Annotated in this window: 21 protein-coding genes; 10 read left to right on the forward strand and 11 right to left on the reverse strand. The window is 62.1% G+C overall.

Going from position 1 to position 19,978, the window contains the following annotated elements; all coding sequences use genetic code 11:
• Positions 1-15 precede the first annotated feature (15 nt).
• The 4 genes from murI to DEIDE_RS19900 all read left to right on the forward strand — a co-directional run bounded on the left by murI (position 16) and on the right by DEIDE_RS19900 (position 2,391).
• Complete coding sequence (gene murI / locus DEIDE_RS12645) at positions 16-867, forward strand: glutamate racemase (protein WP_012694358.1); 852 nt, start codon at positions 16-18, stop codon at positions 865-867.
• Positions 864-1,613: a ribonuclease PH gene (rph, locus tag DEIDE_RS12650; protein WP_012694359.1), complete on the forward strand. Its 750-nt coding sequence runs from the start codon at positions 864-866 to the stop codon at positions 1,611-1,613. The genes murI and rph overlap by 4 nt, the downstream gene beginning before the upstream one ends.
• Before the next feature lie 72 nt (positions 1,614-1,685).
• Positions 1,686-2,042, forward strand: a complete 357-nt coding sequence (locus DEIDE_RS12655; protein WP_012694360.1) for a DoxX family protein — start codon at positions 1,686-1,688, stop codon at positions 2,040-2,042.
• Positions 2,043-2,157: 115 nt separating this feature from the next.
• The gene (locus DEIDE_RS19900; protein ID WP_415542980.1) at positions 2,158-2,391 is read left to right on the forward strand and encodes a type II toxin-antitoxin system prevent-host-death family antitoxin; all 234 of its coding nucleotides are present in this window, start codon (positions 2,158-2,160) and stop codon (positions 2,389-2,391) included.
• Here the strand turns inward: DEIDE_RS19900 and DEIDE_RS18085 are convergent.
• From DEIDE_RS18085 to DEIDE_RS12690, 7 genes are all read right to left on the reverse strand, one after another.
• On the reverse strand, positions 2,373-3,344 hold the full coding sequence (locus DEIDE_RS18085) for a GGDEF domain-containing protein (RefSeq protein ID WP_162485467.1): 972 nt from the start codon (positions 3,342-3,344) through the stop codon (positions 2,373-2,375). The genes DEIDE_RS19900 and DEIDE_RS18085 overlap by 19 nt on opposite strands.
• 519 nt (positions 3,345-3,863) lie before the next feature.
• Complete coding sequence (locus DEIDE_RS12665; RefSeq protein ID WP_012694362.1) at positions 3,864-4,799, reverse strand: magnesium transporter CorA family protein; 936 nt, start codon at positions 4,797-4,799, stop codon at positions 3,864-3,866.
• Positions 4,800-5,043: 244 nt separating this feature from the next.
• A complete protein-coding gene (locus DEIDE_RS12670; protein ID WP_012694363.1) occupies positions 5,044-5,280 on the reverse strand; it encodes a ferredoxin in 237 nt (78 codons plus the stop codon).
• 111 nt (positions 5,281-5,391) lie between these two features.
• On the reverse strand, positions 5,392-6,168 hold the full coding sequence (locus DEIDE_RS12675; protein ID WP_012694364.1) for an NTP transferase domain-containing protein: 777 nt from the start codon (positions 6,166-6,168) through the stop codon (positions 5,392-5,394).
• Positions 6,165-7,586, reverse strand: a complete 1,422-nt coding sequence (locus DEIDE_RS12680; protein ID WP_012694365.1) for a sensor histidine kinase — start codon at positions 7,584-7,586, stop codon at positions 6,165-6,167. Before DEIDE_RS12680 ends, DEIDE_RS12675 begins: the two co-directional genes overlap by 4 nt.
• A gap of 7 nt (positions 7,587-7,593) precedes the next feature.
• A complete protein-coding gene (locus tag DEIDE_RS12685) occupies positions 7,594-8,256 on the reverse strand; it encodes a response regulator transcription factor (RefSeq protein WP_012694366.1) in 663 nt (220 codons plus the stop codon).
• Positions 8,257-8,290: 34 nt separating this feature from the next.
• Positions 8,291-8,629: a DUF1232 domain-containing protein gene (locus DEIDE_RS12690; RefSeq protein ID WP_012694367.1), complete on the reverse strand. Its 339-nt coding sequence runs from the start codon at positions 8,627-8,629 to the stop codon at positions 8,291-8,293.
• A 470-nt stretch (positions 8,630-9,099) separates the two neighbouring features.
• Between DEIDE_RS12690 and rplU the strand changes: the two genes are divergently transcribed.
• The 3 genes from rplU to obgE all read left to right on the forward strand — a co-directional run bounded on the left by rplU (position 9,100) and on the right by obgE (position 11,121).
• Positions 9,100-9,402: a 50S ribosomal protein L21 gene (gene rplU, locus DEIDE_RS12695; protein WP_012694368.1), complete on the forward strand. Its 303-nt coding sequence runs from the start codon at positions 9,100-9,102 to the stop codon at positions 9,400-9,402.
• An 18-nt stretch (positions 9,403-9,420) separates the two neighbouring features.
• Positions 9,421-9,696, forward strand: coding sequence for a 50S ribosomal protein L27 (gene rpmA / locus DEIDE_RS12700; RefSeq protein ID WP_012694369.1), 276 nt, complete (start codon positions 9,421-9,423; stop codon positions 9,694-9,696).
• Positions 9,697-9,780: 84 nt separating this feature from the next.
• Positions 9,781-11,121: a GTPase ObgE gene (gene obgE, locus DEIDE_RS12705; protein WP_012694370.1), complete on the forward strand. Its 1,341-nt coding sequence runs from the start codon at positions 9,781-9,783 to the stop codon at positions 11,119-11,121.
• Positions 11,122-11,181: 60 nt separating this feature from the next.
• Here the strand turns inward: obgE and DEIDE_RS12710 are convergent, their stop codons facing one another.
• Positions 11,182-11,958 carry a peptidylprolyl isomerase gene (locus DEIDE_RS12710; RefSeq protein ID WP_012694371.1) on the reverse strand — a complete coding sequence of 259 codons (777 nt, stop codon included), beginning with the start codon at positions 11,956-11,958 and terminating at the stop codon, positions 11,182-11,184.
• Positions 11,959-12,033: 75 nt separating this feature from the next.
• On the opposite strand from DEIDE_RS12710, the gene cmk reads away from it, so the two are divergent.
• Entirely contained in the window at positions 12,034-12,657 is a 624-nt protein-coding gene (gene cmk / locus DEIDE_RS12715; RefSeq protein WP_012694372.1) for a (d)CMP kinase, read from the forward strand.
• 151 nt (positions 12,658-12,808) lie between these two features.
• On the opposite strand, the gene DEIDE_RS12720 is transcribed toward cmk, so the two are convergent.
• The 3 genes from DEIDE_RS12720 to DEIDE_RS12730 form a co-directional block, all read right to left on the reverse strand.
• Complete coding sequence (locus DEIDE_RS12720; protein WP_012694373.1) at positions 12,809-14,896, reverse strand: S8 family serine peptidase; 2,088 nt, start codon at positions 14,894-14,896, stop codon at positions 12,809-12,811.
• 78 nt (positions 14,897-14,974) lie between these two features.
• Positions 14,975-17,284, reverse strand: a complete 2,310-nt coding sequence (locus DEIDE_RS12725; RefSeq protein ID WP_012694374.1) for an Ig-like domain-containing protein — start codon at positions 17,282-17,284, stop codon at positions 14,975-14,977.
• A gap of 325 nt (positions 17,285-17,609) precedes the next feature.
• Positions 17,610-18,377 carry a TatD family hydrolase gene (locus tag DEIDE_RS12730; protein WP_012694375.1) on the reverse strand — a complete coding sequence of 256 codons (768 nt, stop codon included), beginning with the start codon at positions 18,375-18,377 and terminating at the stop codon, positions 17,610-17,612.
• Positions 18,378-18,441: 64 nt separating this feature from the next.
• Between DEIDE_RS12730 and DEIDE_RS12735 the strand changes: the two genes are divergently transcribed.
• A complete protein-coding gene (locus DEIDE_RS12735) occupies positions 18,442-19,053 on the forward strand; it encodes a hypothetical protein (protein WP_012694376.1) in 612 nt (203 codons plus the stop codon).
• A 33-nt stretch (positions 19,054-19,086) separates the two neighbouring features.
• Positions 19,087-19,977 carry an LptA/OstA family protein gene (locus tag DEIDE_RS12740; protein WP_012694377.1) on the forward strand — a complete coding sequence of 297 codons (891 nt, stop codon included), beginning with the start codon at positions 19,087-19,089 and terminating at the stop codon, positions 19,975-19,977.
• Position 19,978 lies beyond the last annotated feature (1 nt).

Here is a 19,978-nt window from a genome sequence, read left to right on the forward strand (position 1 = left end):
CCTATCATCTCCAGGATGAGCAGTGCGGCGCCGGTGGGCGTGTTCGACAGCGGCGTGGGCGGCCTGAGTGTACTGGCCGAGCTGCGCCGGGCCATGCCCCATGAGGAGTACCTGTATCTGGCCGACACGGCGCACGTGCCGATCGGAGCGCGCAGCGATGAGGAGATTCGGGATCTGACTGATCGGGCGGTCAGTGCCCTGCATGCCCGGGGAGTCAAGGGCGTAGTGGTTGCCTGCAATACCGCCAGTGCCTTCAGCCTGTCGCACCTGCGCGCGCGCTTTGCCATACCGATCATTGGACTGGTACCGGCCGTGAAGCCAGCAGTAGAGGCCACCCGCAGCGGGGTGGTAGGCGTTCTGGCCACGCCAGGAACCCTGCGCGGAACCCTGCTGGCCGACGTGATCCGGCAGTTTGCCGACCCCGCAGGAGTGAAGGTCCTGCAGGCCGTCAGCCGTGAGTTGGTTCCACTGGTCGAGGCTGGACAGGCCGACAGTTCCGAAACTCAGGCAGTGCTCCGGGAGGTTCTTTCTCCGCTGGTCCAGGCTGGAGCCGATCAACTGGTACTGGGCTGCACCCATTATCCGTTTCTCGCCGGAAGCATTCACGCCGAATTTGGAAACTGTTTTACTCTGGTTGACAGCGGAGCAGCGGTGGCCAGACATACCCGGCGCGTGCTGGCAGCCGAGAATCTGCTGACGGCCCGGACTGAAACCGGCAAGGTGACCTATCTGGTGACAGGCGACGTGGACGCCGCGCGTCCGGTGTTCGCCACCCTGGTAAGTCAAAACGTGCACAATGAAGACCACACTCCCGCAGCGGCTTCCACACAGGCAGCGCCGCTGAGAATCGAGCATATTCATACATGACCAGCGTCCAACCCAATAAGTTCCCCCCCCGCGAGGGCCGGGGTCTGCTCGAACCCCGGCCGGTCAGCGTCAAGCGCGGGGTCAACCCCCACGCTCCGGGCAGCGCCCATCTGATCATGGGCCGCACCGAGATCCTGGCCACCGTCACCCTGGAAGACAAACCCGCTCCGCATATGCGCGGTAAGAAGGAAGGCTGGCTGACGGCGGAGTACTCCATGCTGCCGCGCGCCACCAATGACCGTCAGGCACGTGAGCGCAACCTGCAGAACGGCCGCCGCCACGAAATCCAGCGTCTGCTGGGCCGGGCGCTGCGGGCCAGCGTGGACCTGAAGTACTTCCGCAACCAGACCATCTATGTGGACTGCGACGTGCTGGTGGCTGACGGCGGCACACGGGTCGCCAGCATCCTGGCCGGGCACGCAGCGCTGCACGACTTCTGTGACCGTCTGATCAACTCCGGGCAGCTGAGCGAATGGCCGCTGACCCACAAGGTCGGGGCTATCAGCGTCGGTCTGGTAGGCGAGGAAGTGCGCGTGGACCTGGACTACGCCGAGGACAAGGTGGCCCGTGCGGATCTCAACGTGGTGGCCACCGACACGGGTCTGGTCATTGAGGTTCAGGGTGGGGCCGAAGAAGGACCTATCTCGCTCGCAGAGTACAGCCAGCTGCTGCATACCGGTGTGCAGGCCATCCATGGCGTCATGGACGAACTGGGCCGTGAGCTGGCCGTTATTCAGGGTGTCTAAAGGTCTGCGTATGTGCGGGGCGCGGTAAACTTCCTCGCATCAGCATTACGGCGTTACGGGAGGGAGACAGGCATGAGCGTGACAGGATTTATCGGCCGGGCGCTGCTGGCAAGCGTCTTTATCAAAAACGGGCTGGATCATCTCCAGAACCCTGAACCGATTGTGCGGGCCGCGCACGGCGCAGAAGTTCCAGAGCCTGAGCTGGCTGTCAAGGTCGGCAGCGCCGTCATGGTCGGCGCAGGAGCCCTGATGGCCGTGGGCCTGGCGCCACGTGCGGCCAGCACTGCCCTGGCTGCCACGCTCATTCCCACCACTGTCATCGGCCATCCGTTCTGGGACCGTCAGGGTCGCGAACGCGAGCAGCAGCGCGCGCAGTTCATGAAGAATCTGGCACTGTTCGGTGCCCTGCTGGCTGTGGGCCTCGACTGACACGTCCTTCGCAGTTCCCGCTGTCGCCTGGCCTATTCCTACGGTGTTGGGTGATTGTCAGTGAGAACAGCTTGAAAGCTCCCACCGCGAAGAGGTCTCTATAAGTCCGAGTCGACTGCCCAACTGGCCCTATGCCGAAGCGCAGGCCCGCCTCAACGAAACTCTGGAACGCGCGGCCGACGGCGAACCCCAGCGCATCACTCAGCCGGACGGGGCGGCGTTATGGTCGTGCTGGCCCCACGTACTGCGCAGGCCAGCATCTCACAGCCTGCACCGGAGGACCCCAGTCCAGCCGGTTGAACTGGTCGCCAGGTACAGGCCAGTCTGGATTCAGGCCGCCTGCACCTGATTGCGGCCGGCGTGCTTGGCGGCGTACATCGCTTCGTCCGCCCGCTTGAGCAGTGCCTGGAGATTTTCTCCAGGCTGAGCCTGCGCAACTCCCAGGCTCACGGTCACCTGGACTGGCAGGTCATATCTCACCTCTGCCACGCTGTGGCGAATACGTTCCGCTACGCCGCGCGCCTCTCCCCGCGCTGTTGCCGGCAGAACGACCAGAAACTCCTCACCGCCCCAGCGGCCAAACAGGGTGCCTCGCCGTAGAGCACCGGCGACTGCAGCCGCTGTACGCTTGAGCACTTCGTCACCGTAATCATGTCCATAGGTATCGTTGATGTGCTTGAAGCGATCAAGGTCAAACAGGATCACACACAGAGGCTCGCCGGTGGTCTCGGCCCGGTTCTGGCGGCTGGTCAGCCACAGCATCAGCTGCCGGCGGTTGGCAACATTGGTCAGAACATCGAGGTAACCGGCCCTGGCTTCGCTCTGAGCCTCAGCAATAGCGGATACATACCGGTTTTGCAGAACGCCGAACAGCAGAAAGAAACTGATAAAGGTGGCATGCGTCAGCAGCACCTGAATCAGTAGCACGGAGTTTTCGCGTTTCAGACCCATATCATCGGTGCCGGTCGCCACATAGCTCAGCACGATGGCCGCCAGAGTTGCAAAGACACCCAGTGACGCTCCAAGAGCTACGCGGCCCGAGAAGGCCAGAAAGGCCACGACATAGACCAGAGGCAACCAGTAGGAGTAGTTGCCCAGCCCCCTGGCGACATGATCAATCATGACCGCCTGACCGAACTTATAGATCCCGGTCGCAGCCAGAATCAGGAAATGTGTTCCCCCCACCAGGGCGTACTGCTGAGGAAAGGACCTCAGCCAGAGCAGAAACACCACATTCTTGACGATCAGGAACGTCAGCCCGATTTTGATGCTGACGTTCCAGTTCAGAGGAAAACCCACCATCAGGGCAAAGACTGACGTGACCAGCGATATCGCTATCACAGCCTGCAGCGCCTGACAACGAAACTGCTGTTCGTGCAGGGATGGGGGTTCTGTCTGGAAGGCGAGGGGCGGCACTGCCGCGACGGTATCCCGGCCCACCTGACAAAAGCCTCGCAGACGACAAACTCAAGAGGAGCTGGTTGAAGTGAAGGTGTGCCGGCATAACTTCCCTGCGGAGCGCGACTTCACACGGAGGGCCCCCTCAACTTCGTGTCATACCTGGCCCCCCTCGCAGTGGCACAGGCCGGAAAGCAGCGGTTGATCCATTCGACAGCCGCTTCCTCTGCATGGTCATAAGACAAAAAGCTGCTCTTCGGCTCTGCAGGCCGCCCGACGGTGAAACCGGAAGGCATGCAGGCGCAGGCTCCGGATCATGCGTGTTCCGGCAGATTCCCAGGTCAGGGGACGCACCGGTTTTCCGGCTGTCCTCAGGCCTTTGTCCAGACTGACGAGCTGCCTGCAAGAGCAGTCTCTGAACAGTTAGAACACGCGCCAGCGGTAGAACAGATAGGCCAGAGTGCCAGACAGGGTAATGGCGATGCCCAGCACGAACCACATCCCTACCGGACTCTCCTGAAACGGCAGAGGAACATTCATGCCGAAAATGCTGGTAATCAGCGTAGGAATAGCCACCAGAATGGTCGTCACGGTCAGGACCTTGACCACCTGATTGACGTTGTTGCTGATCACGCTGGCAAAAGCGCCTGCCATGCTGGTCAGAATGTTACTGGCAATCGAGGCCATCTCGATGGCCTGCAGGTTTTCGATCAGCACGTCGTCAAGCAGATCCGAATCTTCCTCGTACATCTCGAAGATCCGGTCGCGTTTCACGCGCTCCATCATGGCCTCATTGGCCTTGAGGCCGGTCATGAAGTACACCAGGCTTTTTTCCAGCTTCAGCAGGTTAAGCAGCTCACGGTTCTGCTGGCTGTTTTCCAGCTTGTCCTCGATGGTATCCACGCGTTTGTTGATCTGGCGCACATCGATCAGGAAGCGCTGGGCATTGCGCAAAAACAGCTGCAGGGTCAAACGGTTTTTCTTGGCGGTGCTGACCCGCCGCACCAGTCCGCTGATCACATCCTTGATCACGGGGTTTTCCGGCAGCGCACACACCGTCACCAGACAATGATCGGTGTGCAGAATGCCCAGCGGCACGGTGTCGTAAAGGATGTCACTGTCCTCGGGCAGACGGTAGCTGGTCTGCATGATGATCAGAAGCTGGCCGTTGTCACGCTCGAAACGCGAGCGTTCGTCCGGGTCAAGGGGATAGCTGAGATAGTCCAGGTCCAGACCGGTCTCACGGCTGATCCGGGCCAGCTCCTCGGCGCTGGGGTCAGCAGCATTGATCCAGCAGCCGTCGATATACCCGTCGACAGTGGTCAGCTTTCCGGCAATGCTGCGGTAGTAGGTCAGCACGGGCCGCCCCCCGTGTTCACGCGTGATCTGTGGTCGGTGTGGCGCATGGCGTCCTCCGGTGGTGGGATGGCGTGAAAGGTGTACTGGGCGGTTCCTGCTCCGGATGTTCGTTCACGTCATCACCTCCTTTCCGGCACGCAGTGCGGGCGCGGTCATGCTAGCCGCGCAGATGGGCCGGAAGCAAGAGGGGTACATAAAAAAGCTCCCGGCCAGACACAGGCCGGGAGCCGGGAGCCGCTGAACTTCAGAGACCGAAGTGTTCGCGGTTACGGGCGATAAAGGACTCTTCGCCGGCGGGCACATCCTCTTCCGGGAAAATGGCGCTGACGGGGCAGGCGGGCACGCAGGCCCCGCAGTCGATACACTCATCCGGGTGGATCAGGAACATTTCGCCCGCGTCGTAGATGCACTCCACGGGGCAGACTTCGGTGCACGCCTGGTCCTTCGTGCCAATGCAGGGGCTGACGATCACGTGAGGCATGGGGGACAGTATGCACACGCCCGCATGTAGGCGCAAGGGCAACAGGTTAGCCTTTTTTCACGTGCAGCCGCTTAAATCTGAGCATAGCACTCAGGTTTTATAAGCCCGGTTTCAGGCCTCGGGCAGGTGAGCTTCAGCCAGGGTCAGGTCCTCTTCCTTGTCCACGTCGGTGCCTACCGCCGCGTGCGGCGTGATCAGGGCGCGCGCCGGTACGCCCAACACTTGCGAGACCTTCTGTTCCAGCTTGTCTACACTCAGGCGACCGGTCAGCAGGCTGACCAGCACTCCGGGCCCGATCAGCCTGGCCAGCTTCCAGGGCGTCTTGCGGGCGTCAAGAACTTCCCGCAGGCGCGGCAGAAACTGAGAAATCAGCGCCGGATCCAGGAGAAACAGGTTCCCGCCGGTAAACGTGCCGTCGCGCACCCTCACATAGGTTCGTTTGACTCCAGGGTAGGCGGCCTCACAGGCTTTCCTGGTCACCACCGGATACACCAGAGCGGCGTCGGGAGCACTGTCCAGTACGTCGCAGAGCTGCTGCGCACGGAGCATGGGAATATCGGCCGTGACCACCAGCACCCGTTCGCCAGGCTTCAGCCCGGCAACGCGCAGGGCCTCGACCCCGGCTTCCAGATTGCTCAGCAGGGTACCGTGATCGGTCACCCGCAGATCCACCAGGGCGTCCAGTTCAGGGGTGGTCGGCCCGACGTAGGCCACCCGGGCCACCCGGCCACTGCCGCGCAGGGCACGCAACACGTGGGCAGCCATGGGCTCTCCACGCAGCGGAATCAGAGGTTTGACCTTCACACCGTGCCGTGCCGCAAACGGGTCGCCGGGATCGCCGCCGCCCAGCACTACGGCACTCCAGCTTCCGCCTGCCAACGCTGTCATGCCGAGAGCGTACCAGAGGTCTGCGGCGCGGGGAGCCAGAGCACAGCCGTAAACCCCTGACCGGGGGCGCTGCGCAGGGTCAGGGTGCCGCCATGCAGTTCCGCAGCGCGGCGGGCCAGCGCCAGCCCCAGACCGTGGCCGCCCAGCCCCAGATGGTCTCCAGTGCGGCTGGCATCAGGCCGGTAGAAAGCCTCACCCAGCCGCGCCAGGACTGCTGCGTCCACACCCGGACCGTGATCCTGGACGGTCACCGCCGCGCCGCCTGGGTGCTTGCTGACCGTGACCGTCACTGCAGCGCCTGGGGCGTGCCGCACCGCGTTCATGGTGAGATTCCAGACCGCCTGGCCCAGCAGAACCCGGTCTCCCTGCACCGTCACAGGCTGCGTGGCGTGCAGGTCGACGTCCGCTTCCGTCAGCTCCCGGGCGCGGTCGACCGCGTCGGCCGCGAGGTCACGCAGCGGCACCGGTGCCTGAGCCACCGCACTGGGGTCACGTGCCAGCAGCAGCAGATGGTTGGTCAGGGTAGCCAGGCGGTTGAGATCGGTGCCGATCTCCTTGAGGTCACTGCGGTAGCGCCCGGCGTCGCGGTCACGGGCCAGACTGCCCTCCACCCGCGCGCTCAGGGCCGCCAGCGGACTGCGCAGGTCATGCGCCGCCGCACGCAAAAAGGCCTGTTCCCGGTCCCGGGCGTCGGCCAGGCGTTCAAAGCTCCCCTGCAGGGTCAGCGCCAGACGGGACAGTTCGTCGGTCGTCCCGGCACCCGGCAGGGGCTGGCGCAGCTCCCCGCTTTCGCCTACCTGCCGCGCCGCCTGCTCCAGCGTCCGCACCGGGCGCAGCAGCCGTCCGGCCACCGTCCAGCCCACCCCCAGCGACAGCAGCAGCGAAAGGGGCAGCAGCCACGCCAGGGCCCGCGTGAAGGCGCGCTGAGCGTCGCTCAGTGCGCGGGCGTCAGCGGCCACCTGCAACAGGACCTGATTGGCCAGCAGGGGCCGGACCAGAATCAGGTGGGTGCCTCCTGCCGTGAGGTACGCGCCGGGACGCAGATCGGCGCGGATACCCCCAGGAAAGCGTGGGGTCTGGACCTGCGCCAGCTGCCCGCCCTGCACGGTCACTACCCGGAGATCCAGGTCGCGGCGGCTCTGGGGATCGCTCTCCAGCAGGCGCTGCAGGGTAGCCACATCCAGCTGATAACCCAGGAGCAACGCCGATCCACTCTCGGCCTGACGGCGCAGGGTGTCCTCCACCCGTCCCTGCACGGCCGTCGTGGCGCTCAGCAGGCGCTGCTCCTGGGCCTGACGCAGAAAGCGGCTCACCGCCAGGAACAGCCCGGCTGCCACCAGCAGCGTAGCCAGTCCGGTGGCCAGCGCGGCCCAGAGGGCCAGCCGTGCGCGAAGGGTCAGGGGCGGAATCAGGCGCACAGCCAGCCTACTTCTCTATCCGGTAGCCCCGGCCACGTTCGCTGGCCACGGCCTCGGGAGCCAGCTTGCGCCGCACGTAGCGCACATACACGTCCACAATGCGCGCCTCACCGCCAAATTCCGGCCCCCATACCCGGTCGAGCAGTTCCTCACGGGTAAACCAGCGCTCGGGGGCCAGCGCCAGCGCCTCAATCAAGGCGTACTCGCGTCCGGTCACGGAGATCTCCTGGCCATCCCACCCGACGGTGCGGGCCACCGTATCCAGGGTGCCACGGCCGTTGGCGAACGTCACCCGTGGGGCGCCCTGTCCCCGCTCACGCCGCGACAGGGCGCGCAGGGTCGCCAGCAGTTCAGGCATGGCAAAGGGCTTGACGAGGTATGCGTCCCCGCCCAGGTCCAGGCCCTCGATCCGGTCGGCAAGCTCCCCACGCGCAGTCAGAAACAAGATGGCGGAGTCCACGCCACCGGCGCGCAGTTCCCGGGCAACCTCAAAGCCGTCCAGACCAGGCAGCATCACGTCCAGCACAATCAGGGGGTACTCTCCCAGCATCGCCGCTTCCAGACCTTCCGGGCCGGTCTGCGCCCAGGTGACCGCGTACCCGGCCTCGCGCAGCACCCCGGTGGTGGGCTGGGCAATCCGCGGATCATCCTCGACGAGCAGAAGGCGCATGCGGCCCAGTCTAGGCCTGAGGGTTAACCCGGGGTTAGTTGCCCAGCAGCGTCCACAGCAGTACGCCTGCTCCCACAAGAGCCAGCAGGCCCAGCGGCAGCACCCAGGGCAGTCGGGCCGCACGGGCCTGCGCCTGTTGCAATACCGGCGCTGGCAAGCGCCGCGCCGCCAGGGCCAGCACCGTAGGCACCACCAGAGCGTCATCAACCACCCCCAGCAGAGGCAGCAGGTCAGGCAGCAGGTCCACTGGGCTGACGGCATACAGCAGCGCCAGCAGGGCTGTCAGTCGCGCCTGAGCAGGGGTACGGCGGTCGCCCAGCGCCAGCAGCAGGGCCAGAGCGTCACGCCAGATCAGCCGGAAGCGGGTCAGCACACTTCCTGATACGCGGCATAGGGCGGCAGCGTTCCGGCAGCCAGGTGTGACGAAAGGCGTGGTGGGCTGTGCACTGCCTGCTATGCTGAGAAAAGCAGTGGCATCTCCAACGAGGCCGCCCGGAGGTTACAGGACTTGAGGCTCGCGCCTGCGCGAGTTCACGTGTACCGCGAGGACACGTCAGACAGAACGGGAACACGCACGCAACACACCACTTCTCCTGCCCACAGGGGAACGTTGCCTGCTCCAGACCCGTTCCGGCCGCTTGTTCTGCTCCGGTTCGGGGTGTTCCCGTCTACCCAGACGCGCCCGGTTTGTGCTAAAGTTTTTGCTTGGTGACCCGCGCCTTCTCAGGCCGGGTGTGCGAGCAGGACCCCTAGGTGCATCTTGCATGCTTCATAGGGCAAGGTTCATCAGGCCCCCCGCTGGCAGCGTTCCAGCGGCCCGGGCGTCAGCAGGAGGAAAGACCGATGTTTGCAATCATTCAGACCGGCGGGAAGCAGTACCGCGTGCAGGAAGGCGACGTTATCCGCGTCGAGAACCTCAAGGGCGAAGCGGGCGACAAGCTCGACCTGACTCCCCTTTTCGTGGGCGGCGATCAGGCCCTGTTCGGCGACGCCGTCAGCAACTTTGTCGTGAACGCCGAAGTCGTCGAGCACGGCCGCGGCCCCAAGATCTACATCCGCAAGTACAAGAGCGGCGTTCAGTACCGCCGCCGTACCGGCCACCGTCAGGATTACACCGCCATCAAGATCCTTGGGATCAAGGGCTGAGGGGAGGACTGAACTCACATGGCACACAAGAAAGGCGTAGGTTCGTCCAAGAACGGACGTGACAGCAACCCCAAGTACCTGGGCGTGAAGAAGTTCGGCGGCGAGCAGGTGCTGGCCGGCAACATCCTGGTCCGCCAGCGCGGCACCAAGTTCAAGGCAGGGGCCAACGTAGGCATGGGCCGCGACCACACCCTGTTTGCTCTCGAGCACGGCAAGGTCGTGTTCACGAACAAGGGCAACAAGGGCCGCTTCATCAGCATTGAAGTCGCCCAGACCGAAGTCGCTGCCGACTGACCGGAGGCATGAGCCCCCGGCGCCCTGCCCATCTGCGGGCAGGGCGTATTTTTGTATTAGGGCAGCAAGCCAGGAGGACGCAGCATGGCGTTTCGTGACGTACTGAACATTGAGGTGGCCGCCGGCAACGGTGGAGACGGCAGCATGAGCTTCCACCGCGCCAAATTCATGGAAAAAGGTGGCCCGGACGGCGGGCACGGCGGCAAGGGCGGCAGCATTATCCTGCGCGCTATCGAAGGCGTCGAGAGTCTGGAGCGTCTGGTGGGCCGGCGCAAGTTCAAGGCCCCCAACGGCGCCTACGGCGAAGGCCGGCTTCGGCAGGGCTCCGACGGCGAGGACATCTACATTGATGTGCCGGTAGGCACCACGGCTTTCGACGAGGACACCGGCAAGGTGATTGCCGACCTCGTGCGGGTCGGGCAGGAAAAGGTCATTGCCAAGGGTGGCCTGGGTGGGCGCGGCAACAGCACCTTTACCAGCAGCACCCGGCAGGCCCCGCGCTTTGCCGAACTGGGCACGCCCGGGCAGAAACGCCGCGTGCGCCTGGAGCTGCGCCTGATCGCGGACGTCGGCCTGGTGGGTTACCCCAACGCCGGCAAAAGCAGCCTGCTCGCAGCGCTGTCGCGCGCCAATCCGGCCATCGCCGACTACCCATTTACCACCCTCTCCCCCATTCTGGGTGTGGTGGACCGGGTGGATGCTCACGGCAGCCCGCTCGACGAGCGGTTCACGCTGGCAGACATTCCCGGCATCATTGAGGGCGCGTCGGAAGGCAAGGGGCTGGGACTGGAGTTCCTGCGCCATATCAGCCGCACCCGGCTGCTGATTTACGTTCTGGACGTCACCCGTGACCCGGTGGAGGAACTGCGGCAGCTTCAGGCTGAACTGCAGGCCTACGACCCGACCCTTCTGGACAACGTCGCACTGATCGCGCTGAACAAGGTCGAACTGGTCGAGGATGATCTGGCCGTCATGGTCGAAGATGAGCTGGCGACCTACGGCCTGCCTGTGCTCAAGGTCAGCGCCAAAGAAGGCACCGGTCTGGCCGAACTGCGCGAGATCATCTTCCAGATGCTGCCTGACCGGGAACTGTGGGCCCAGAACCGCGCGCTGGAAGTCGAGCCCGAAACGGTGGTTGCTGAACCACTCACGGTGGTGTTCCGCGAGGACGCCCCAGCCAGAGGCGTGGGGATCGTGGCGACAGGCAAGCCCGAACGTGTCTGGGAAGTGCATGGAGGCGGCTTCGAGGAGCGCATCGTGCGGTTCTCGCGCTATATGGAAGACGCCTCCGAGTACCTGGGGAACGTCTTCAAGCGCCAGGGGCTCTACAACGCACTGAAACGCGCCGGAGCCCGCGAAGGTGACACGGTCGAGATCGGTGCCTTCCGCTTTGAATACTTCGACGACGAAGACGAGCGGAGCTAGGACCAGAACCAGAAGCAGGCGAGGTGGAGCAACTTCCCACCTCGCCTGCCCTTTTTTTAGTTATCCCTTGGTTGCGATCCGTACGGTCAGAATTCTGTCTGCCACGGCGCCGGCAACTTCCTCGTTGCTCTCGTTCATGGTGCGGGTCAGTTTAGGCAGCAGGTCGTCACCCTGCACGACCTTGCCGAAAATGGTGTGCTTGCCGTTCAGGAAGTCCGTGGGGGCAAAGGTGATGAAAAACTGGCTGCCGTTGGTGGCGGGGCCACTGTTGGCCATGGCCAGGATGCCGGGACCGTCGAAAGTCAGTTTGGTGCGGAACTCGTCGGCAAACTGGTAGCCGGGTCCGCCAGTGCCCCACTCGGCCTTCTTGGCCTCATCCACGCTCAGCGGATCGCCGGTCTGGGCCATAAAGCCCTCGATCACGCGGTGGAAACGGATGCCATCGAAGTAGTGGTTGCGCGCCAGGTTCACGAAGTTGTTCACCGTCACCGGCGTCTCCTGCTCGTAGAGGTCGGCCACGATCTGTCCGCGATTGGTATCGATCACCGCGTAATAGTCTTTGCCGTCTTCCAGGCTCATGTCGGGCTCTGCCTTGAATTCGCGAACCGGCTTGTCGCTTATGAAGGGCACCAGCTTGAAGCCTGCGGGAAGGGCAGCAGGGGCTTTGACCTCTGGTGTGCTTTTGGTTTCACCGGCTGGCTTCGTCTCGGCCGTCTCAGTGGACTTGGTGGTTTCAGTCTTGGTGGTTTCGGTCTCAGTGGTCTTGGTGGCCTCGTCCTTTTTCTGACAGGCGGTCAGGGCCAGCAGGCCACAGAGCATCAGGGAAGCGTATTTCATGTGCCCCCAGTCTAGCGGCCTGCTCCCTGAACTGCCCACCAACAAAAGATGCAGGGCGGACCCTACACTGTTCTGATGATTGTCACCATTGACGGCGTCGCCGCCAGCGGAAAATCCAGCGTGGCCTCGGGTGTGGCACGCGCTCTGGGTGTGCCTTATGTCAGCAGCGGTCTGCTTTATCGTGCCGCTACCCTGCTGGGTCAGGATGCCGGCCTTGACCTGACCGACCAGGCTTCACTATTGGCTTACCTGCGGGATCACCCGCTGCGGCTTGAGCCTCTGGCGGAAGGCAACCGCGTCTGGCAGGGCCAGCGGGACCTGACACCGGAACTGCACTCCAGCGCTGTAGACCAAGGGGTCAGCCAGGTGGCCGCTCACCCTGAAGTGCGCGCCTGGGTGGATGACCAGTTGCGCGCCCTCACGCCTCCTTTCGTGGCCGAGGGCCGCGACATGGGCACCAACGTATTCCCGCACGCACCGGCCAAGTTCTATCTGACAGCCAGTCCGCGCGTGCGCGCCGAACGCCGGTCCCGCGAACGCCCGGAGGCCGTGGAGGCCATTGAAGCAGCCCTGATCCAGCGGGACGCGCTGGATACGACTCAGAGTGCTCCGGCGCCTGATGCCCGGGTGATCGATACCGGACCACTGACCCTGGAACAGGTGATCGTGGCCATTACCAGTCAGCTGCCGTCTCAATGATCCTTCGACACCATCACCGTATCTGGGTGCTGTGAGTATGGCGCTGCCCCCTCAGGACATCCATCTAGCGTTTGCCAAGTTGCTGGCCACATAGAACAGCACTGAAAGAGCCGCTCCCAGTGGGAGCGGCTCTTTCCTTTTGACTGATCGCTCAGTTGGTTTTGGCGAGTTTGAGCTTGTATTTGTTGAAGGGGTTGTTATCGGCAGTGTCTTCTCCACCGATTTCCCAGCTGGTAGCCACCAGGTAGTAGGTACCTGTGGCAGGAAGGGTGAAAGTGATTTCCGAATCGCTGTCGATGCGGGGGGTACCACGATCATCGTTGAAGGCGAGCACCTTGCCATCTGGCCCGACCAGGTACAGAAGGGAATCCAACTGACCACCCAGCTGCGCGGCTGCAAGCATCTCGGCCTTGATTTGGTCACCCGCAGTACCTGCGAACTTGAAATAGTCGTAATCCTTGTCCTTACCGTAGATGTAAGCCGTATTGGTCGTCTGACCGTAAGCAATAGGCTTGGCATCAGCCGGGGTGTCATTCGGCTCATAAGGGTCGGTCGGATTGGTGTCCAGGAAAGTCGCAGGCAGCAAGATACGCTTCTCGTCGGGGTTGTAGTACGTTGATCCGCTCGTTGCAGTCAACGTCCCAATGAAGGTACCGCGCTCCTCAGTCTTTCCGCCACTGGCCGTCAGATCGGGGCCTGCAACGTACAGGTCGTACGTTCCAGGTGCAATTTCGGAGAAGCGCGCCTCACCGTTTGCATCCGTGGGCGACAGGTACAGCGGGGTGGGGTCGTCGGTGGCCCCGGCACGCATACCCTGACCGCGCAGGATCACGTCACCCAGGATTCCCTTCTGTGTTCCTTGTCCATTCACGTACGACAAGCTGATGTGCACGTTGGCACCCTTGGCAGGCAGCGCAGCGCAGTCTGTGAGGTTATGTGCAATTTTGCCAGCATCCAGTCGGCCCCAGCCGGTTTCACGGTCAAACCCATTCGGGTTGGTGCCGATGCTGCCATCCGCATTCATCTCCATAACACGGCGCACCTGGTAGGGCGTCGCAGCCGGGCACTTCTGCAGTACCAGAGCCGCCACCCCTGCTGTGTAGGGCGAGGAGAAAGACGTGCCAGAGATCAGACGGTGTCCACCGCCCAGCCACGTAGGGTTGGCCAGCATCGTGTCCTGCCCAGGAGCGCTGCTGGAAATGTGACGGCCACTGGTAGAGAAGGTAACCTTGCGGTTGCTGGCGTCAAGAGCACCTGAGGCCATCACGCCAGGAAGGGCAGCAGGGTACTGGAACTCGTCATGGTAGGAGTTGCCCATCGACGCCACGATGACCGTGCCATTGGACATGGCGTAGTCGAAGGCGTCCTTGACCGGGCCGAAGGAAATGCCACCACCCCAGGAGTTATTGATGACACGCGCGCCATTGTTCGTGGCCCAAACTGCTCCGAGGGCAATATTGAAGCTGGAGATCGCTCCAGGGTTGAACATCATGACGGGCATGAACTTCGCCTCGTGTGCTACACCGACAATGCCTTTCCCATCTTTAGGCGCGACGATGCTGGACGCCACGAACGTACCGTGTGAGTTCTCGGGCTTCTTAACGTAGTTCTTCCACTCTTCGCCGTTGGTATACGTCTTGGCCTGTACCGGATCAAAGGCCTTGCCGGCCCAGTTGGGCGCGAGGTCAGGGTGAGTCACGTCGCCGGGATCGTCAATAACGGCAACCACAACGCCCTTACCCGTCAGGCCCTTATCCCAGGCAGTCCGGGCATTCAGATGACGGGGGTCAAGCGCATACTGGGGCAGTTCGTCGAAAATCTGGTCTGCTGCGGCGGCCTGTGGAGTCAGGCCACTGGGCGTAAGCACCGGAGTTGGGGCCTCCTCAGGGGTCACCACGGTGTTGATGGTGGCGTACCGCACGCCCTCTAAATCCGAAACCTTGCCCACAACCTTCAGCGCATCGCCGCTCACCAGAATCAGAGCAGTACGGATCTCAGGAATCGTGCGTACCACTGTGCCATTCAGAGCGGCAGCTGCGGCTTGCAGTCCCGCATCGCTCTCGTAAGCAACAACCACTTCGTTTTTCACATAGCTGATGTTGCCAATGCGGGCAATTTCCGCAACGGGTGTGGCCTGGGTGGGATTGGGGGTCACGGCTGTCGGGGATTGCTGAGAGCAGGCAGCAAGGAGGGCTGTCAGGCTCAGTACACCGAGGGTTCGATTCAGTTTCTTACGCATCGTGGGTCCTCACTGTGAATAGGGTGCGCTTAGGAAGAGAACCTGAACCGCCCGCAAACAGGGGCGGTTTCAGATAAGTCATTTCTCGCCGGTAATGAAATCCCAGTTGATGTTTACAGGACGGGTCTGGTTGATGGGCGCGAAAGCGCCAGGCCAGGTGTAGACCGAATACGCCGAGATTCTGTTGTTCTCCCCCGGGGCATACTTGTACGCAATCCCCGAGTACATCTCCCACTTGTAGGGACGCAGAGGCTGCAGTGGACTGGAAACCAGTACGTTCCATGGCATGCTCACCGTGTGATCGGTCGTATTTACCGGGTACTGGTTGGGTTTTGCGGCGTCATACCTGCCACTTGTATCGGTCAGGATCCTCGTTGTTGCCGTCGGGGCACCCAGCACGGGGCCACTGCTCAGGAAGACGAGCGACTGACCAACGGGGACGCGGTTTCCAGTATCTCCGGTGCCTTCCTCTACACGAATCAGTGCATTGGCTGAGGCGCCCGGCAGGTTGAAGCCGTTCAAGTTCATGAGGTCGCGCACGCGCAGGTTATAAGCCGCACCGTCAGCGCCAATCGCCGTCTGGTTCTGGCCTAGGACGAAAGTCGGGTTGAGCGACACACCTGTGGTCTCATCAGCTGGAGCGATAAAGGTGGGCATGAACTGCGCCAGCGGAGTGGTCTGAGTCGTATTGCTGGCGACCGTATTGGCGCCGCGGGCTTTCACGCGGTAGGTGAAGGTCTTGCCAACCGTCAGATCTGCGCTGGTGTCACGGTAGTTAAAGGGACGTGCCGCTTGGTCCGTGGTCGAGCAGGCGGCATTAGCTGCGCCGCCCACAGTGCCGATCTTGGTGAAGTTCGTGCCGTCTTCCGAACGCTCGATATCGAAGGCGAACGGCTTGGCTGAGGCAGCCGTATTGGTGTAGCACCAACGCACTTCGACAAACACACCCGAGCCGTTCGGGGCAGCGTCCTGCTCGGGGGCGCTAAACGGGGTGGTCCATGATCCTTCCTGCTTCAACGTAAAGGCAGTCGCAGCAGCGGCGGTGGGAGCCACCACCGTGTTCGCTGTTGCCGTGTTCGTGTTGATCAGCTTGATCGGCACGATGTAGCGCGAGTAGTTGTAGTTGAAATCCACCGTCATGATCTCGAGGTAGACCTGTTCACCAGCAGCGCTGCCGAAACCGGCAATGAAGTTTGGGATATTGGCCGCTGTGTTTACTGGCCCAGAGTCCACCTGGCCCAGCTTGTCCTGGGGGGGCGAGAAGTTCCAGTTGCTGGCGTTGGCCGCACTGGTCACCACTGCGCTGCCGGGCGTACGTCCCAACTGTGCGTACATGATGCGAACAGGGCCGACATGGTTGGAGTCGGCAGTCGTCTGGATCCGGAAGTCCACCCCGTTCGTGAATGTAGCGCCGGCAAGTGGACTGCCATCGGCACGGGTGAACGTCAGCCTGGCAGGATCCGTAGTGCTGGTGGTGTCAAAAGCCGGACGCTGGACCAGTTGCACAGAGGGGGTCTGCGTTCCCACCACTACTCCGTACAGGTCTGATCCGGCCATGCCAGCCTTGCGGGCTTTGAGATCATACGTTCCAGCGCTCAGACCGGTCAGCGTGAATTGTCCGTTGGCATCGCTGATCACCGTGCCCAGAACTTCATTGTTCTGCATGACCGTGATGCTGCTGCCTGCCACAGGTGCACCGATGTTCTGGTCAACGACGACTCCGCGCAGTGGGTCAGTAGCAGCCGTAATTGCTACTGTGACTTCCGCGCTGGCACTGGTCTTGTTTCCTGCGGCGTCATAGGCGATGGCTGTATAGGTACGTTTACCATTCTGAACAGCATTTACAGCAACGGTTCGCTCGAAGGGTGCGCTTGTCGTTTCCCCAATTTTGATGGCGCCATCAAAGAATTCCACCCGGGTGATACCAACATCGTCCTGGGCCTGGGCCTTCAGAATGATGTTCCCGGCAGCCGTTACAGGATTGGGAGTGGCTGCCAGAGTCACCGTTGGTGCCGTGGTGTCGCTGATGGCGACTGTAATTTCAGTGCTGGCGCTCGTCTTGTTGCCCGCCGCGTCATAAGCTGTAGCGGTATAGGTCCGCTTACCGTTCTGGCTGATGTTCAGCGCCGCAGTGAACTCGAAAGGAGCGGTGGTGTCCTCGCCAATCTTCTTGTCTCCTTCGTAGAATTCCACCTTCGTAACGGCGACATTGTCCTTGGCTTCCGCTTTCAGAACGACGTTGCCAGCAGCAGTCAATGAGTTTGGAGTGGCACCCAGAGCCACGGTTGGGGGCGTGGTATCGACCTCAACGGTTCCTGTCGTACCACAGCCAATCAAAAGTGTGCCAAGCAGAAATGCAGAACCAATGGAGAATGGTTTCAAAGCCATAGGATGCAGAGACTCCTTATCAGACAAACGAAAGAGGCGTAAAGCGGCCTACTGCTCCCTACGAAAGGGAGCAGCCGAACACCTGCTTCTTCTGCCCGAAAAGAGACAGAAGAATGAACTTGGTATAGCTCGTGAATGAAATATTAGTCCCGCACCGGCGCGGGGTCAAATGTGATCGAAACGATATACGACTTAACCAGCTTCAGGGCACTCTCTGGCTCGTAAAACGATGGGAAAACCGCATCACATTAAATTTCATAATGTAGAAAGAGTTGATCAGGCCTGGTGACTTTCAGGCTGGTCAGAGGCCTGCACCGTCCAGTTCTCAGGTACGCAATCTGTACACCCGCCGTGCGTTTTCATCGGTTGCCTGTTCGAGTTCAGCTGGGTCAAGCTCCCGCAAGACGGCAATAAACTCCAGCGTGTAGCGCACGTAGCCGGGTCGGTTCGGGCGGCCCCGCCTGGGAACAGGCGACAGAAAGGGTGCATCGGTTTCCAGGATCAGCCGGTCGAGCGGCACGTTCTGAGCTGCCTGCTGGATAAGCGGAGCATTCTTGTAGGTCACGTTGCCTGCGAAGCCAAAGTAAGTTGGCGCGCTCCGCTCCAGTCCAAAACGCAGCATTCCCGCGTGTCCGCTGAAGCAGTGCAGGATGACTGGAACATCTGGCCACGCTTTCAGCACGTCCATGACTCCCTGATGGGCACTGTCCTGGTCCGCCTTGTCCCGGGTATGAATCACCAGCGGTTTGTCCAGGCGCCTGGCAAGGTCAAGCTGCCACTCAAAAGCGCTGAGCTGCTCAGTGCGGCGGGTATCGTCCCAGTAGTCGTCCAGTCCGCTTTCCCCAATCCCCACCACCCGGGGGTGAAGCGCCATCTTCTCCAGCTCGGCGCGAACCTGTGAGGAGTCTTCGCCCGTCTCGGTCGGGTGAAGGCCAACTGTGGCGTATACGTCATCAAACTGATCGGCGAGGTCAAGAGCATTGCGGGCATGCTGCAGGCTGGCTCCAATACACACCATGGCGCTCAGGCCCAGCTCTCCCCGTGCGCTGGCTGGATCTTCCAGATAATCAAGGTGCGTGTGCGTGTCGATCATGACAAGAGCGTAGTGTCATCCCGCACCCACCACTCTCATGAGGACGGCACGGTAAAGTGCACGGGTGCAGAAAATCGGGCTGTACGCACTTCTGGCCATTGTTGTGTTCGCACTGGTCTTCGCTCTTCTGCCGGTCAGCCGGACAGAGAGCCCCACGGGCGCCACACTTCAGGGCGTCCAGCTCCGGTTGTACCCGGCCCGTGACCCGGACGCCGTGTGGAGTTTCCGTGCAGCGCATGTCACCAGTGATCCCGTCACCAACGAGACCCACCTGCGCACGCTTTCAGGCGGACAGCGGGTCGTTAAGGAAAGAGACAATAAGGGCATGCTGACCGGCCGTGAGACGCTGGACGCCCGGTTGAGTGCCCCAGAACTGACGATCGATGCCCAGGACAACATGCTGACGCGTCAGGCTCGGATCACGCTGGTCCGTGAATGTGCAGATATCGACCTGACCGGCACGCCGGAGCAACCCGTGAAGATCGAACAGGGATCGGGGTTCAGTGCCGCTGTGGCGAAGGTCGATTCGCCCAGTATGTCCGGTACCGTTAATCGCCTGCGAATGAGCTTTCAGTTTGTCATCGAAGACTCCGCGGAAGACAGCCAGATGGTATTGAACTTCGATGCTACCGAGCAATGCATCAACGGCAAGCGTGTTCCAGTGCCCAGCAGTTGAGCCTGACCCAACCCCCTTAGGAGAACCTGACTGATGAAACGAACTGTCCTGATTGCTGCCCTGCTGACCACCGCCGCCACCACCGTGCTGGCCCAGAATGCCCAGAACCGCCGCCTGGAGGTCACCGGCGCACCGCGCGGCGACCTGCGCAACGGTCCGCTGACCTATACCGGCAGCCCGGTCAACGCGAAGGTCAGCACCCTGACCATCCGTGCCTCGCAAGCTGTGGTTACCGCCCCAGCCGGGACCCCCATCATGCAGGCCGAGGGCAAGAAAACCGGCACCTTCACCGGCAACGTTCAGGTCACCCGTGGGCGCCTGAGTGCCCGGGGCGAGAAGTTGACCTACAGCGAGGCCAGTGGTCAGGGGGTCCTGAGTGGCACGCCCAGCGCGAGCTTCGCTCCCGAGAGTAAAGAGGACGGCGACACTGTGAGCATCAAGGCGTCGCAGATGAGCCTGGACGTGGACAACAACCTGTCGACCAGCACAGGCAACGTCACCCTGACCAACGGCATCCAAAGTGGCCGCGCCGAGAAACTGGTGTTTGACGAGGACCGAGAGCTGGCGCAGCTGACCGGTACCCCCAGCCTGACCCGCGCCCCCAAGGGCAACCAGAAGGAACTGGTGATCACCGGTCAGGAGGTCCGCGCCCTGACCAAGGCCAAGACCCTGTACGTGCGCGGCGGCGTCAAGCTGGTCCAGGGAACCACCACCACCACCGGAGACGCCGTGTACTACGACGACCGGAAGAATGTCGCTTATGTCGTGGGCAATGCGGTCAGCACCGACAGCAAGACCGGAGCCAAGATCGTGGCGCCGGCCAGCGGTTACATCGAGCAGAACACCGCCCTGGGGCGCGTGCTGCGTAAGAATGCAGCCTACAAGATTCCAACTGAACAATTTAAACTGCGCGGCGAGAAGTAAG

Source organism: Deinococcus deserti VCD115, from assembly GCF_000020685.1.
Classification (GTDB): Bacteria; Deinococcota; Deinococci; order Deinococcales; family Deinococcaceae; genus Deinococcus; species Deinococcus deserti.

Bases quoted from the DNA above. Each gene is read 5' to 3' on its own strand.
- murI (WP_012694358.1), top strand. From the start codon at position 16: ATGAGCAGTGCGGCGCCGGTGGGCGTGTTCGACAGCGGCGTGGGCGGC.
- rph (WP_012694359.1), top strand. From the start codon at position 864: ATGACCAGCGTCCAACCCAATAAGTTCCCCCCCCGCGAGGGCCGGGGT.
- DEIDE_RS12655 (WP_012694360.1), top strand. From the start codon at position 1,686: ATGAGCGTGACAGGATTTATCGGCCGGGCGCTGCTGGCAAGCGTCTTT.
- DEIDE_RS18085 (WP_162485467.1), bottom strand. From the start codon at position 3,344: ATGGTGGGTTTTCCTCTGAACTGGAACGTCAGCATCAAAATCGGGCTG.
- DEIDE_RS12670 (WP_012694363.1), bottom strand. From the start codon at position 5,280: ATGCCTCACGTGATCGTCAGCCCCTGCATTGGCACGAAGGACCAGGCG.
- DEIDE_RS12675 (WP_012694364.1), bottom strand. From the start codon at position 6,168: ATGACAGCGTTGGCAGGCGGAAGCTGGAGTGCCGTAGTGCTGGGCGGC.
- DEIDE_RS12685 (WP_012694366.1), bottom strand. From the start codon at position 8,256: ATGCGCCTTCTGCTCGTCGAGGATGATCCGCGGATTGCCCAGCCCACC.
- rplU (WP_012694368.1), top strand. From the start codon at position 9,100: ATGTTTGCAATCATTCAGACCGGCGGGAAGCAGTACCGCGTGCAGGAA.
- rpmA (WP_012694369.1), top strand. From the start codon at position 9,421: ATGGCACACAAGAAAGGCGTAGGTTCGTCCAAGAACGGACGTGACAGC.
- obgE (WP_012694370.1), top strand. From the start codon at position 9,781: ATGGCGTTTCGTGACGTACTGAACATTGAGGTGGCCGCCGGCAACGGT.
- DEIDE_RS12710 (WP_012694371.1), bottom strand. From the start codon at position 11,958: ATGAAATACGCTTCCCTGATGCTCTGTGGCCTGCTGGCCCTGACCGCC.
- cmk (WP_012694372.1), top strand. From the start codon at position 12,034: ATGATTGTCACCATTGACGGCGTCGCCGCCAGCGGAAAATCCAGCGTG.
- DEIDE_RS12720 (WP_012694373.1), bottom strand. From the start codon at position 14,896: ATGCGTAAGAAACTGAATCGAACCCTCGGTGTACTGAGCCTGACAGCC.
- DEIDE_RS12725 (WP_012694374.1), bottom strand. From the start codon at position 17,284: ATGGCTTTGAAACCATTCTCCATTGGTTCTGCATTTCTGCTTGGCACA.
- DEIDE_RS12730 (WP_012694375.1), bottom strand. From the start codon at position 18,377: ATGATCGACACGCACACGCACCTTGATTATCTGGAAGATCCAGCCAGC.
- DEIDE_RS12740 (WP_012694377.1), top strand. From the start codon at position 19,087: ATGAAACGAACTGTCCTGATTGCTGCCCTGCTGACCACCGCCGCCACC.